The sequence below is a fragment of the Shouchella sp. JSM 1781072 genome, assembly GCF_041949915.1.
Classification (GTDB): Bacteria; Bacillota; Bacilli; order Bacillales; family Bacillaceae_D; genus Shouchella.
On record NZ_JBHFQE010000001.1, the window covers coordinates 1382978 to 1395952 of the forward strand.

The 12975-nt window shown below is 40.6% G+C and carries 15 protein-coding genes; 1 reads left to right on the forward strand and 14 read right to left on the reverse strand.

All coding sequences use genetic code 11. The features are described from left to right. Nucleotides 1–11: 11 nt before the first annotated feature. On the reverse strand, nt 12–1448 hold the full coding sequence (locus ACE1TH_RS07290) for a bifunctional 2-methylcitrate dehydratase/aconitate hydratase (RefSeq protein ID WP_099300547.1): 1437 nt from the start codon (nt 1446–1448) through the stop codon (nt 12–14). A gap of 23 nt (nt 1449–1471) precedes the next feature. Beyond that, the gene (mmgD, locus tag ACE1TH_RS07295; protein ID WP_255225126.1) at nt 1472–2593 is read right to left on the reverse strand and encodes a citrate synthase; all 1122 of its coding nucleotides are present in this window, start codon (nt 2591–2593) and stop codon (nt 1472–1474) included. A 225-nt stretch (nt 2594–2818) separates the two neighbouring features. On the opposite strand from mmgD, the gene ACE1TH_RS07300 reads away from it, so the two are divergent. Continuing rightward, nucleotides 2819–3682, forward strand: coding sequence for a LysR family transcriptional regulator (locus tag ACE1TH_RS07300; RefSeq protein ID WP_176554207.1), 864 nt, complete (start codon nt 2819–2821; stop codon nt 3680–3682). A gap of 103 nt (nt 3683–3785) precedes the next feature. Here the strand turns inward: ACE1TH_RS07300 and ACE1TH_RS07305 are convergent, their stop codons facing one another. The 12 genes from ACE1TH_RS07305 to ACE1TH_RS07360 form a co-directional block, all read right to left on the reverse strand. Continuing rightward, nucleotides 3786–4220, reverse strand: a complete 435-nt coding sequence (locus ACE1TH_RS07305; RefSeq protein ID WP_099300544.1) for a peptidylprolyl isomerase — start codon at nt 4218–4220, stop codon at nt 3786–3788. A 65-nt stretch (nt 4221–4285) separates the two neighbouring features. Further along, a complete protein-coding gene (gene lysA / locus ACE1TH_RS07310) occupies nt 4286–5617 on the reverse strand; it encodes a diaminopimelate decarboxylase (protein ID WP_099300543.1) in 1332 nt (443 codons plus the stop codon). A 106-nt stretch (nt 5618–5723) separates the two neighbouring features. After that, complete coding sequence (locus ACE1TH_RS07315) at nt 5724–7184, reverse strand: spore germination protein (protein ID WP_099300542.1); 1461 nt, start codon at nt 7182–7184, stop codon at nt 5724–5726. Further along, complete coding sequence (spoVAEA, locus tag ACE1TH_RS07320; protein WP_375078658.1) at nt 7174–7761, reverse strand: stage V sporulation protein SpoVABEA; 588 nt, start codon at nt 7759–7761, stop codon at nt 7174–7176. Before spoVAEA ends, ACE1TH_RS07315 begins: the two co-directional genes overlap by 11 nt. Next, nucleotides 7761–8114: a stage V sporulation protein AE gene (gene spoVAE / locus ACE1TH_RS07325; protein WP_375078659.1), complete on the reverse strand. Its 354-nt coding sequence runs from the start codon at nt 8112–8114 to the stop codon at nt 7761–7763. Before spoVAE ends, spoVAEA begins: the two co-directional genes overlap by 1 nt. Further along, nucleotides 8115–9122 carry a stage V sporulation protein AD gene (gene spoVAD, locus ACE1TH_RS07330; protein WP_375078660.1) on the reverse strand — a complete coding sequence of 336 codons (1008 nt, stop codon included), beginning with the start codon at nt 9120–9122 and terminating at the stop codon, nt 8115–8117. Between the two features lie 13 nt (nt 9123–9135). Further along, nucleotides 9136–9594 carry a SpoVA/SpoVAEb family sporulation membrane protein gene (locus ACE1TH_RS07335; RefSeq protein WP_099300538.1) on the reverse strand — a complete coding sequence of 153 codons (459 nt, stop codon included), beginning with the start codon at nt 9592–9594 and terminating at the stop codon, nt 9136–9138. A gap of 156 nt (nt 9595–9750) precedes the next feature. After that, nucleotides 9751–10509, reverse strand: coding sequence for an RNA polymerase sporulation sigma factor SigF (gene sigF, locus ACE1TH_RS07340; protein ID WP_099300537.1), 759 nt, complete (start codon nt 10507–10509; stop codon nt 9751–9753). Nucleotides 10510–10521: 12 nt separating this feature from the next. Beyond that, the gene (spoIIAB, locus tag ACE1TH_RS07345) at nt 10522–10962 is read right to left on the reverse strand and encodes an anti-sigma F factor (protein WP_099300536.1); all 441 of its coding nucleotides are present in this window, start codon (nt 10960–10962) and stop codon (nt 10522–10524) included. A gap of 3 nt (nt 10963–10965) precedes the next feature. After that, nucleotides 10966–11310 carry an anti-sigma F factor antagonist gene (spoIIAA, locus tag ACE1TH_RS07350; protein WP_099300535.1) on the reverse strand — a complete coding sequence of 115 codons (345 nt, stop codon included), beginning with the start codon at nt 11308–11310 and terminating at the stop codon, nt 10966–10968. 110 nt (nt 11311–11420) lie between these two features. Further along, on the reverse strand, nt 11421–12584 hold the full coding sequence (locus ACE1TH_RS07355) for a D-alanyl-D-alanine carboxypeptidase family protein (protein WP_255225124.1): 1164 nt from the start codon (nt 12582–12584) through the stop codon (nt 11421–11423). A 135-nt stretch (nt 12585–12719) separates the two neighbouring features. Beyond that, nucleotides 12720–12917, reverse strand: coding sequence for a DUF2188 domain-containing protein (locus ACE1TH_RS07360; protein WP_099300533.1), 198 nt, complete (start codon nt 12915–12917; stop codon nt 12720–12722). Nucleotides 12918–12975: the final 58 nt, after the last annotated feature.

Here is a 12975-nt window from a genome sequence, read left to right on the forward strand (position 1 = left end):
CATTCTCCTTTCTATTCCTGAGCAAATAAGTCAGTAAATGCAGGAACCGTTACGTTTTCTAACTCTTTATAATCAGAGGTCATCTTCAAAATCGCTTCGTTTTGTTTGCCTGCATAATGGGTTGCTAAGTTATCTTTAAACTTTTGCTGAATCGCTGGAACTGCTTCCTCTCGTCTAAAGCGATGACCAAGTGGATATTCCACTGCAATTTGATCGGTTGAAGAACCATCTTTAAAGAAAACTTGAATCGCATTGGCGATTGAGCGCTTGTTCGGATCTAAATAATCCTTTGAATATTGCTCGTTTTCCGTTACAACCATTAAGTCACGTAAGCGATCAACTTGAGGATTACTTGCCATTTCGTCTTCGTAATCATCGGCGACGATATCACCTTTTAATAAGCCAATAGCGATAATATATTGCAAGCAATGATCGCGATCAGCGGGATTATAAAGTGGACCCTTCTTATCAATAATTCGGATAGCCGATTCATGTGTTGTCACTTCAATACGATCAATGTCATCGAAGCGATTTTTAATCGTCTCATGCAACGCCACGGCACACTCTGCTGCTGTTTGCGCATGAAATTCAGCTGGATAAGACACTTTAAATAAAATGTTTTCCATCACATACGCGTCAAGTTCTCTTGCTAGTTTTAGCTCTTGTTTTTTAAACAAAACATCTTGGAAGCCCCAGCCTGGCGCACTTAACGCTGTTTTGTATCCCATTTCACCTTTTAATGCCGTCATCGCTAAGAACACACCGCGACTTGTCGCATCACCTGCTGCCCATGATTTTCTAGAACCTGTATTAGGTGCATGTCGGTACGTACGAAGGGCAGAATTATCAATCCATGCATGTGAAACCGCATTAATAATTTCTTCTCTCGTTCCACCTAACATCCCTGCAACAACAGCTGTTGAGGCAACTTTTACAAGAAGTACATGGTCAAGACCGACACGGTTAAAGCTATTTTCTAACGCAAGCACACCTTGAATTTCGTGGGCTTTCACCATCGCTACAAGAACGTCTTTAATCGTCAGTGGCTCTTTTCCCTCTGCAAGATTTGTACGGCTTATGTAGTCTGCCGTTGCTAAAATGCCACCTAAATTATCAGATGGGTGTCCCCACTCAGCAGCGAGCCACGTATCGTTATAATCAAGCCATCTCACCATCGTACCGATATTAAACGCGCCACGAATTGGATCGAGAACATGAGATGTTCCAGGTACTTTTACTCCGTTTGGAACAGTTGTGCCAGGAACGACTGGTCCAAGCATTTTCACACACTCTGGGTAACGTAAAGCTAAGATTCCGCATCCTAATGTATCAACTAATACATGAGCAGCAGTCGTCAGTGCCTCTTCGCTTGTAATCTCTTTCTCTAACACATAATCAGCAATCTCTTCTAATAATTGGTCCGTTTGTCTCGTATCTGTTTTTAACATAAGCGTAACCCTCCAGCGTATTCTTATTTGCTTTTCGTTGTATGTCTTGGTCCGGTATATTTCACTCGCGGACGGAATAATTTATTGTTTTCGTGTTGTTCAATGACGTGGGCGCTAAGACCAACCGTTCTAGACGACAAGAAAATTGGTGTATACAAACCGATTGGTATGCCTAACATCCAATAAACAGGCGCCGCATAGTAATCTAGATTCGGATAAAGCCCTTTTTCTTTTGCAATTAATCCTTCTCCAGCTTCACACATACGTAAAAGTCGATCGTCCCCTGCTGCTTCAGACAATTCAGCCAAAGCCTCTTTCATAATCTGGGCACGTGGGTCCATTTTTTTCATATACACGCGATGACCAAAGCCCATGATTTTTTCTTTTTGCTTCAGCTTGTTCGCAAGTAGTGTTTCAAACTCTTCTGGTGTATTTGCATCAAGCAACATGTACATAACCGCTTCATTAGCGCCACCATGTAAATGTCCTTTTAATGAGGCAACTGCACCTGTCATTGCACCATACATATCCGATAACGTTGATGCGATAACACGCGCTGTAAACGTTGAGTTTGGCATCTCGTGTTCAGAGTAGAGGACGAGAGACTGATCAAAAACACGTTCTTCAAGCTCTGTCGGTTCTTTTCCTGTAATCATGTACAAGAAATTTGCGCTGTACGAAAGCTCTTCTTTCGGTCGCATAATTTCTTTGCCTTCTAAAACACGGTAGCTGTTCGCGACAATTGCCGGTAACTTCGCGAGTAGCTGATACCCTCTTTCACGGTTTACTTCTGGATCTCTGTTTAACAAGTCATGGTCATAGCTTGCGAGAACAGATATCCCTGTACGAAGCGCATCCATTGGGTGTGTCGATGCAGGTAACAATTTAAACACATCGAGAATCACCTCTGGTACGTCATACGATTCACTTAAGCGTTTTGCTAAATCCGTACGCTCGGTTGAAGTAGGCAATGTTCCTTGCAAAAGCAAGTGAACAATGTCTAAATAACCGTGTGATTTAGACAATTCAATTAAATCATAACCATGAATGACAATTTCTCCTTGTTCTGTATCAAGGAAAGATAAATCTGTTTCTGCTGCAATAACGCCATCAAGACCAGGGTAGTAGCTTTGTTCGATTGCCATTTCCTTCCCTCCATTGCTCGTAGTGTAAAACATGCATACTAAAGATAAAGCGCTTACAAATTTCAGCATATTTCAACAAGAAAATATACTTTGAATTCACTTCTTTTTTAGATTACCATAATTTCTGAACCTGCGCCAATATTGATTTATTCTGTCTATTGTTTCTTGTTCGATTTGTTAAAACGAGCTAAACTTAAAGAACCCCGTTGAAAAAGGATGATAACCATGCGACTAGATGATGATGAACTGATTGTAGCATTACATGAGGCCGGCACGATTCGCGGTGCTTCAAGACATCTTTATTTATCACAACCTGCTATCAGTCAGCGCCTCAAACAAATTGAAGAAAAATGGGGTGAAACACTCTTTATACGAACCCATAAATCCCTTATTCCAACGCCAATTGGCGAAGAAATTATTCTCTATGCAAAAACACGAATTCAAAACGAAAAAGAGTTTATAAACCGGATGAGCTTATTAACTGGTCAAGTGCGTGGAACGCTATCTCTAGCTGTTTCGTCCGTTATCGCACAATACTATCTTCCTACCCTTTTAAAAATGTATATGGCCCTTTACCCACAGGTCAAAATAGATTTACATACTGGCTTAACTACAGCTATGCACGCAAAGCGCCATGATGTTCACGTCAGTATTTTACGTGGGGATCTTGAGGATGAAGAGGCGAAACAAAAATTATTCTCCGAAAATTTATATTACGTTTCAAATCAAGCACATGAAGAAACAAATACATTAATTGAATTTCAAAGTGATCCGACTTTCCACGCTACATTAGAGAAATGGTTTCAGTCAAAACCATTTCCTCTTCCAAAACAGACAATTAAAGTTGATCAGATTGAAACGTGTAAACAATTAATGCTCAATGGAATCGGTGCTTGTATTTTGCCTGAAATCGCCACAAAAGATCTTGAACATACTCGCTGTCGCTTTATAAAATTGCACATCAACGGAGAAGATTTAAAGCGGGATACATGGACCTACCATAGTGAAAAACATATTGAACTCCCGCAAGTTCACGCATTTTTAGATATGCTACATCGCGTAAAGAACGAGTCGTTGTCACTTCAATAAGATAATGAATCGAAATGCGCCTTCCTTTAAAAAACAAAAATACGGAGGAAAAATTCCCCCGTATTTTAATCATGGCAAGGGGTTTAAAAAGCCCCCATTCCCTTTATTCTTCCCAAACCTTCACTTCTTGCATCACATCGCCTTGGTTAATGCGATAAATGCTGTCCAAGCCTTCCACAACTTGTCCAAACACTGTATGGACCCCATCAAGATGCGGCTGCGGCTCATGTACGATGAAGAATTGACTTCCGCCAGTGTCTTTTCCAGCGTGTGCCATTGATAATGTGCCGGCTACATGCTTATGCGTGTTTGTAGCCGTTTCACATTTAATTGTATAACCCGGACCACCTGTTCCGTTTCCGTTTGGATCGCCGCCTTGAGCTACGAAACCTGGAATGACACGGTGAAACGTTAAGCCGTCGTAGAACCCTTTTTTCGCAAGTGTTTCAAAATTTTCTACTGTTCCTGGTGCTTCATCTTCAAAGAAATCGATAACGATTTTTTCGCCATTTTCAAAGGTAATGCTTCCTTTTTTCATATGAATCCGTCCTCTCAACTTTCAAATTGCGCTTTCGCACTTCATCTATTGTACACACAATGTGCTTATTTCTCAAATGGCACGGCTGCTTTAGCTGTGTAAGGTAAATCCAAGCGCACTAAGTCTTCATACGTTTCTCGCTTTACAACGAGCTGCGCTTCTCCAGCTTCCGCAAACACAATCGCAGGACGAGGAATCCGGTTATAGTTGTTGGCCATAGAATAGCCGTATGCACCTGTACAAGAAACGGCTAAAAGGTCATTTGCTTCTACGTCTGGCAACGGTAAATCCCAAATTAACATATCGCCGCTTTCACAACATTTGCCTGCAACCGAAAACGTTTCTTCTGGTTGTTCATTGGCACGGTTGGCGAGCATTCCTTCATACTTTGCATCATAAAGAGCTGGGCGCAGATTATCGCCCATTCCCCCATCAACAGAAAGATAACGACGAACATTCGGAATATCTTTTTGCGATCCAATTGTATAAAGCGTCGTTCCTGCATCACCGACAATCGAACGACCTGGTTCAATCCAAATTTCCGGCATGCTCATTTGTAAGGTGTTTGTATGCTTAATCGTTTCGTCAACAATCTTCTTTACATATTCACTCGGGTGAAGAGGCGTGTCGCCTTCTACATAACGAATGCCAAAGCCTCCACCAAAATTTAAGACTTTAGGTTCGTAGTCAAATGCCTCTTTCCATTCAGATAAGTTTTCAAAAACTTTCTCGATAGCGAGAATAAACCCATCCGTTTCAAAAATTTGTGAGCCGATATGACTATGCACACCAAGAAGATCGATTTTTTCATCTTTTAGGCAAATGTCAATTGCTTTTGTTGCTTGTCCGCTTGCTAAATCAAACCCAAATTTTGAATCTTCTTGTCCCGTTGTAATATACTCATGGGTATGCGCCTCTACATTTGGTGTTAACCGCAATAAAACAGGCACAAATTGCTGACGTTCCGCCGCCAACGTTTGAAGTGTTTGTAATTCAAAGAAATTATCAACAACAATGCACCCGATGTTTTCTTCAAGGGCCATGATTAATTCATCCATACTTTTGTTGTTCCCATGGAAATGAATCTTACTGGCAGGTACACCTGCTTTTAATGCTGTAAACAATTCTCCACCAGAAACAACGTCAATACTTAAACCAGCTTCATTTGCTAATTGATACATCCCAACTGTACTAAAAGCTTTGCTTGCATACGCTACTTGATACGCGACATTTTTTTCTTTAAACGCATCTTGGTAAGCACTCATTCTCTCTTTTATTAGCGCAACATCATACACGAATAGCGGGGTCTGATAGACGTTTGCTAATTCAACGGTATCAACTCCACCGATTTCTAGATGTCCATTCGTATTAATCTCCATTGTGCCATGTAAATACACGCTACTCTCACTCCTTCTATCACAGAAGAAAAGTAGCCTCAGGCAAAGCCATAAAGCTACTCTCCACAATTTCTCCTAGTTTATCAGAGATTAAAACGTTTGACTACTATTCGCTTTTTGGTGCTTGTTTGATCTTATCAACTGGATGAACAATGCTCGGACGCCAGCGAACACTTGGTACAGACGTTCGCACAAGGATTTGATACATCGCTGGTGGATCAAATGGTAAAAACGGCCATAAATACGGCTTTGCGAGCGGCGCTAGTCGGACAAGGGAAAGGAATAGTAAAAACAACGAAGCAACGAAGCCAACTGGGCCAAATAAAGCGACGGCTAAAATGATGAGATAGCGACTCATTCGTAACGCTACTCCAAGTTCATAACTCGGCGTTGCAAACATTCCAACCGCTCCGAGTGCAACATATAAAATGACTTCTGTTGTAAAATACCCTACTTCAATCGCCATTTCACCAATAAGTAATGCGGCAACAAGGCCGAGTGCCGTTGCTAATGGCGACGGTGTATGAATGGCGGCCATTCGCAAGAGTTCAATTCCGGCTTCCGCAAAGATAATTTGCACAGCAATATGAATATTATTATTTTCCTCAACACCGACAAAATCAAGTGCAGGCGGTACAAGCTCTTGATGCGTAGCCAGTAAAAGCCAAAACGGTACGACAAGTAGAGAAAATAAAATCCCAACAAAACGCATCCATCGTAAAAACGTCCCGACGGCAGCAGCTTGTCGATATTCTTCCGCGTGCTGAACGTGATGAAACAACGTTGCTGGTGTAATAATTACTGAAGGTGATGTATCGATAATGATAACAATATGACCTTCCAAAATATGTGTTGCCGCGACGTCAGGCCGCTCCGTGTAGCGTACGAGCGGATACGGGTTTACCCCTTGCTTTACAATATATTCTTCCACTACTTTGTCAGACATTGTTAACCCATCGACATTGATATCTTTTAATTCTTTCTTAATAATGTCTACAAGTTTTGGATCTACAATGCCATCAATGTAACATAAACAAATATCTGTTTTCGAGCGCACACCGACTTGCATAATTTCTTGACGTAATCGTTCATCTCGAATCCTTCTTCGTGTTAAGCCTGTATTAAAGATAATGTTTTCTGTATACCCGTCACGTGAACCGCGGACAACGCGCTCTGTATCAGGTTCCTCTGGTCCTCTACCGGGGTAAGAACGTACGTCCACAATTAAACTATTTGCTTCCCCTTCAACCACAACGCATATTAAGCCAGACAAGACTTGTGTAATAGCGTTATCAATTGAATCCGTTTCTTCCACTTGAATATGTGCTAAGTGATTTTTCACTGATTGAAAAGGATTTTCTGCTCTACGCAAACGACTTTCCGTATCCATTAGCTCGCGTAAAATATCGATGATATAGAGATTATCGACGAGGCCTGTTAAATAATAAATAAACACATCTTTTCCAAAGACATTCAGCTTTCGAACTCCAACATCAAACGACTTTTCAATCCCTAGTCGCTCATGCATGATGTGATCATTTTCTTCTAAACTTTTTTTAAACGTCATCGGTTTCGAAGTCGGGTTCAAGATAGCCACTCCTTTCTAATATGAGCTCAATTGCTTTTTTCGTGATAGGTGCCCCTCTTTTCACATCATCAAATCGTGCCATTTTCCCAATATCGCCAACGCCAACAACAATTGGCAACTTTAAATCGTCTAAAATCGAAACGGTATCGCCGTTTATTCTGCCAATTTCTAAATCAAATAATCCTTCCTTGTCGACGCCATATTGTGATAAATGCCCAAAACGATCGACGCTAACATCTACATGCGTCCATTCTTTTGCATGGGTTTGTGATGCAACAGCTACCGCACCGATTACATTAATCGTTTGCTGATTTGCTATATATTGCATCGCTTCTTCACCAAAGCCCATATCACGTATGCCACAGTCATCGAACATCACTAAAATGGGAACTTCGTCTTTTTGTTGATGAATAAGATCGATCAATTCTTGAGGTTCAATCACAGTAGGATTCCCGTATGAAGCGCTAATAACTTGACAGTTTAATTCTTTAGCGATATGTTCAAGTGCTTTTTTGCTTGCTAAGTCTCCATCTGTAACGAAGATAACGATTTTCATTACGTAACCCCCTTTGGTTTGAACATGATGGCAATAACCAAACTGAGCAAAATAGAGAAAACAATTGTTGTAGATGCAAGTTCAAAAACGCCATCACTAATATAAAACAACCCATTTTCCCCGTTTTTCATGGCACTATGAACGAGAGAATAACCTAACCCCGTAATTGGAACCGTCGCTCCAGCTCCAGCAAGTGAAATTAATTTTTCATATAAGCCAAATCCATCTAATATAATGCCTATAATGACTAATGTGACTAACATTTGAATCGATGTAAGCTTTACAATGTCCAGTAAAAATTGTCCAAGTAAACAAATGGCTCCACCAACGATAAATGCCCAAAAGTAAATCATCTAACTCCCCCTTCTTTCAAACACGACAGCATGAGCAATACAGGGAATGGTCTTTTTTTGCTGAACCGTATTTGAACTATGCAACGCGCCTGTAGCGATGATTAGTACACGCGATAACTGCTTAGCTAATAGTTGATCAAACACATGGCCAAACACAACGCTCGCACAACAGCCTGCCCCACTTCCTCCAGCAAACGCTTGTTGACTGGTTCCATAGATCATGACTCCGCAGTCATCATAATCTTCAACCTTCACAATGCCATGTTCACGAAGTAATTTCTTAAAGATTTCACTTCCTGACCGTGCTAAATCACCCGTAAGGATCAAATCGAAATCAGCTGGCGATTGATTTGTTTGCTGTAAATACTCAAGCAATGTATTTGCTGCTGCTGGCGCCATAGCCGCACCAAGTTCGTAAGGATTTTTAATACCAAAATCGACGACTCTACCCATAATTCCTTCTGTCATTTGAATCATTGATTGATGTCTACCCAAAACCACCGCACCTGAGCCTGTCACTGTTGTTTGAGCTGTATCTGGTTTTTGTTGAGCAAATTCAATCGGAAATCGAAACTGTTTCTCACACACTCCGAGATGACTACTCGATGCACACAAAACCCGCTTTGCTCCTCCGCCATTAATCCACATCCCCGCAACAAGTAAATTTTCAATTGATGTGGCACAAGCTGAATAACTACCTAAGAAAGGAATATTTAACTTGGTCGCAATTTGACTGGATACCGTGCTTTGATTCGTTAAATCACCTGCAACAAAAAGATCTAAGTGATTATTTTTGATATTTTCTTTATGTAAACAAAGTGAAATAGCCTTCTCCATTAATTTTGTTTCCGCCGACTGCCAATCTTTCTCTCCGCACATTAGATTCGGAAATACATGATCAAACGAATGACCTAACGGACCCTTTCCTTCTTTAGGACCTACTGCCGTTCCTCTTGCTTCCACATATACAGGTGTTTTGAATGAAAGAATCCGATTTTTATTCAACATAACGTGCTCCTCTTTATTTCAAGATCATATGAATAAATAGACGAGAAAAACTTACTACATAAGCCGCCGTAATCCCGAAGATTAAAATGGGACCCACAATGCGAAATAGATGAACGCCTATTCCAGAGAAAAAACCTTCTGATCGATGATCGAGTGCCGTAGCAACCATGGCATGGGCAAATCCAGTTATGGGAACAAGTAGCCCGGCTCCAAAAAGTTGCGCTCCTTTTTTGTAGATACCAAAGCCTGTTGCAAACGCCGATAAGGTAATTAGAATAACAATCATATAGCTCGTCGCCATTTGTGGATCTAATTGAAAGAAGAACTGCAGTCCATCGTATAAAAATTGACCGAAAACACTTATACATCCACCAATAAGAAATGCCAAACAACCATGCTTAAAAAATCGCGTTTTCGCTGCAAACAAACGGACGTTTTCTTTGTAGTTGATCTTTTCTTCTGCTTTTAACATACGTCCTCCTTACAAAGCGATTTGGCAATAGTATGCTGCATTCTTGTCATTTCCATTCGTTTTTTATCAAGCAGAAAACATTTAAAAAAAAGACAGACTTCGCGCTCCATACAAAAAAACCCAGATTCTATCACCTGGGTTTTGATACATTCATTTTTATGTTTCTGACATAATTTCTTTCATTTGATCGAGAATCTTTTTCTCTAAACGAGACACTTGCACTTGCGAAATCCCAAGCCGTTCTGCCACTTCAGACTGTGTTTGGTCTTTGTAATAGCGTAAGTACACAATTAAACGTTCTCGTTCTTCTAAGTCTCGAATCGCTTCTTTTAACGCAATTTTGTCAAACCACTTTACTTGGCTTTGATCAGCAATCTGGTCCATTAACGTAATCGGGTCTCCATCATTTTCATAGACCGTTTCATGAATCGATGTTAAGCTCCGATTTGCGTCTCCCGCAAACACAACTTCTTCTGGGGTAACACCTAAATGGACAGCAATTTCATTTACAGTTGGCGTACGACGGTATTCTTTTGTTAAGTCGTCTTTCGCTTTACGAATTTTGTTGCTTAACTCTTTAATCGAACGACTGACTTTTACTGTGCCGTCATCTCTAAGAAACCGTTGAATCTCGCCAATGATCATCGGCACCGCATAAGTGGAAAACTTCACATCATAGGATAAATCGAACTTGTCCACTGATTTAATTAAACCGATGCACCCAATTTGAAAAAGATCTTCTGCTTCGTAGCCTCGATTCATGAAACGTTGAACCACAGACCATACGAGACGAGTATTCTTGTTAACAATTAAATCGCGAGCTTCTGTATCACCTTGCTGACTTTTCGCGATTAAATCCTTTAATTCTTGATCAGTCAACATCTTTTTTGTACTTTTTTTTAGCTCAGCGCTCATTAGCAAGACCCCTTATCTGCATATGGCCTTTGATTGTGTTAATTGTTTCTTTAAATAAACCGTTGTCCCAAGTAAAGGTTCTGAGACGACTCTCATTTCATGACAAAAGTTTTCCATGATCGTAAAACCCATACCCGAGCGCTCAAGTTCAGGTTTCGACGTATACAATGGCTCTCTTGCCTCATCAATATCCATAATGCCGTTTCCTTCATCACGAATAATAATTTCTATTTCGTTGTCCCGCAGTTCAGCTGAAATATAAACGGTTTCGGTCTCATCATTATCATAGCCATGAATGATCGCATTCGTTACCGCTTCAGAAACAACTGTTTTAATCTCAGTTAACTCTTCCATTGTCGGGTCAAGCTGTGCCAAAAATGCACCGACTGTTACTCTTGCGAAAGCTTCGTTCTCACTTTTTGCACTAAATGAAAGGTCCATTTTATTTTCCATTGCTTAAGCCACCCCTAACTTTTGCAAAGCAAAATCTTCATTTTCCTCGAAGCGAATAATCTTGAACATCCCTGACATTTCAAACAGCCGCTCAACAGCAGGTGAAATCGCGCAAACGACCATTTCTCCTCCAGCTGCCGTGATTTGTTTATACCGTCCTAAGATGACACCTAGGCCAGAGCTATCCATAAAAGAAAGCCCCTCAAGGTTTAGTAAAATATGCTTTGTTTGTGGTAAATGGGCTTCTACTTCTGCGCGCAGCGTTTTCGCTGCATGGTGATCCAGCTCCCCAGTCAATCTTACAAGCAACACATTGTGTTTTTGTTCCAGTTGAATTTGTAATGTCATGAAAACACCTCCATCTAAACTTTACTCCATGCTATCATTCCATTTTATTCGCTTGAAATCCTTGTTGTTGACAAAAGTAGTGTCTGTTAGTCGAAACTTCTAACCGTTCTTTATTTCCCTGCAAAAGTTGACAACGTTCGTTTAAATAATTGCCACCAAGAAGCTGTATCTACCGACTCTGCCGCAATTAAATCAGTTGATACGACGGTATCTCCATCAAGCTGGACGGTTAAACTTCCAACCACATCGCCTTTTTCAATAGGCGCAGCCACATGTTCGTCTAGCGCTACTGTCACTTCAGGTTCTTTCGCTTCTTCTCCTTTTTTCAGCAGGATGGATACCTGATCGTCCGTAATCGCTTCAATCCTTTTTTGCTCGCCTTTGACAACTTTTGCTTCACCTAACGTATCCCCTTTTTTAAATAGTGTTTCGGTTGAATACTGGTTAAACGCATGATCGAGCAAAGAGGTCACTTCTGCATTTCGTTCTTTTGATGTCGGTGCACCCATTACAACGGCGATAACGCGCATCCCGTCTTTTTCAGCAGTTGCTGTTAGCCCATACTTCGCTTCTTGCGTAAAGCCTGTTTTCAATCCATCTACACCAGGATAAAAACGGACAAGTTTATTTGTATTAACGAGCCAAAATTCTTTATCTGTTCCTTTTCGCAAATAATCTTCATAAATACTCGTATAATCGGTAATCTTTTCGTATTTCAGTAATTCTTTCGCAATGATCGCTAAATCATGTGCAGAAGAATAGTGATTATCAACAGGTAAGCCGTTCGTATTTTTAAAAGATGTTTGCTCTAAGTTTAATTCGCTTGCTTTTTCATTCATCATTTTCACAAACGCTTCTTCAGAACCAGCAAGATGCTCCGCCATCGCCACTGCTGCATCGTTACCAGATGCTACCGCAATCCCTTTCAACATATCGTCAACGCTCATTTGTTCTCCTGCTTCTAAAAAGATTTGTGATCCTCCCATAGAAGCTGCGTATTCACTAACCGACACTTGATCTTCATACTTTAGCTTTCCTTCATCAATCGCTTCCATAATAAGCAACATGGTCATAATTTTTGTCATGCTCGCTGGTGGTAAGGATTTATTGCTATTTTTTTCAAAAATAACTTCCCCAGTATCTCGTTCAATCACAATAGCTGATAACGTTTTTTCTCCTAGCGGTGCTTTTTTCTCCTCTGCTGCATGAGCTGGTAAGCCGACAGCGGTTGACAACATAAGTAAAACAAGAATGCGTATTAAAAGCTTTTTCATATATGTCCCTCCATTATCCTTTATGTAAAAAACTATCAGCTAGTCTTTCCATTCAAAACCTTTCTATACAATGAAAGGGAAGGGACAACAAAAAAAGACGATTCGCTCGATCGCGAATCGTCTTAAAATCGTTTATTAATACGTTCTGATTTCTTGTTGGTCATGGTACTCATCGAAAATAATTAGACGGCTTGGCTGATTTTCCTTCGCCAACTTCTCGCCTGCTTCAATGGCTTTTGCTTGCTTGTCATATTCTTCATGAGGCGCAATGTCCTCAATTTTTACAAACCACGTAGTCGCATCTTTATTTGGTGTTACTGTATATTCCTTCATCTCTATCTCTCCTTCAAATACTGTGTCTACTTCTATTATTACCCGATTGATGATGAGA

Excerpts from the sequence above, each read along its gene's own strand:
- ACE1TH_RS07290 (WP_099300547.1), bottom strand. The coding sequence starts at position 1,448 with ATGTTAAAAACAGATACGAGACAAACGGACCAATTATTAGAAGAGATT.
- mmgD (WP_255225126.1), bottom strand. The coding sequence starts at position 2,593 with ATGGCAATCGAACAAAGCTACTACCCTGGTCTTGATGGCGTTATTGCA.
- ACE1TH_RS07300 (WP_176554207.1), top strand. The coding sequence starts at position 2,819 with ATGCGACTAGATGATGATGAACTGATTGTAGCATTACATGAGGCCGGC.
- ACE1TH_RS07305 (WP_099300544.1), bottom strand. The coding sequence starts at position 4,220 with ATGAAAAAAGGAAGCATTACCTTTGAAAATGGCGAAAAAATCGTTATC.
- ACE1TH_RS07315 (WP_099300542.1), bottom strand. The coding sequence starts at position 7,184 with ATGACGTTTAAAAAAAGTTTAGAAGAAAATGATCACATCATGCATGAG.
- spoVAEA (WP_375078658.1), bottom strand. The coding sequence starts at position 7,761 with ATGAAAATCGTTATCTTCGTTACAGATGGAGACTTAGCAAGCAAAAAA.
- spoVAE (WP_375078659.1), bottom strand. The coding sequence starts at position 8,114 with ATGATTTACTTTTGGGCATTTATCGTTGGTGGAGCCATTTGTTTACTT.
- spoVAD (WP_375078660.1), bottom strand. The coding sequence starts at position 9,122 with ATGTTGAATAAAAATCGGATTCTTTCATTCAAAACACCTGTATATGTG.
- ACE1TH_RS07335 (WP_099300538.1), bottom strand. The coding sequence starts at position 9,594 with ATGTTAAAAGCAGAAGAAAAGATCAACTACAAAGAAAACGTCCGTTTG.
- sigF (WP_099300537.1), bottom strand. The coding sequence starts at position 10,509 with ATGAGCGCTGAGCTAAAAAAAAGTACAAAAAAGATGTTGACTGATCAA.
- spoIIAB (WP_099300536.1), bottom strand. The coding sequence starts at position 10,962 with ATGGAAAATAAAATGGACCTTTCATTTAGTGCAAAAAGTGAGAACGAA.
- spoIIAA (WP_099300535.1), bottom strand. The coding sequence starts at position 11,310 with ATGACATTACAAATTCAACTGGAACAAAAACACAATGTGTTGCTTGTA.
- ACE1TH_RS07355 (WP_255225124.1), bottom strand. The coding sequence starts at position 12,584 with ATGAAAAAGCTTTTAATACGCATTCTTGTTTTACTTATGTTGTCAACC.
- ACE1TH_RS07360 (WP_099300533.1), bottom strand. The coding sequence starts at position 12,917 with ATGAAGGAATATACAGTAACACCAAATAAAGATGCGACTACGTGGTTT.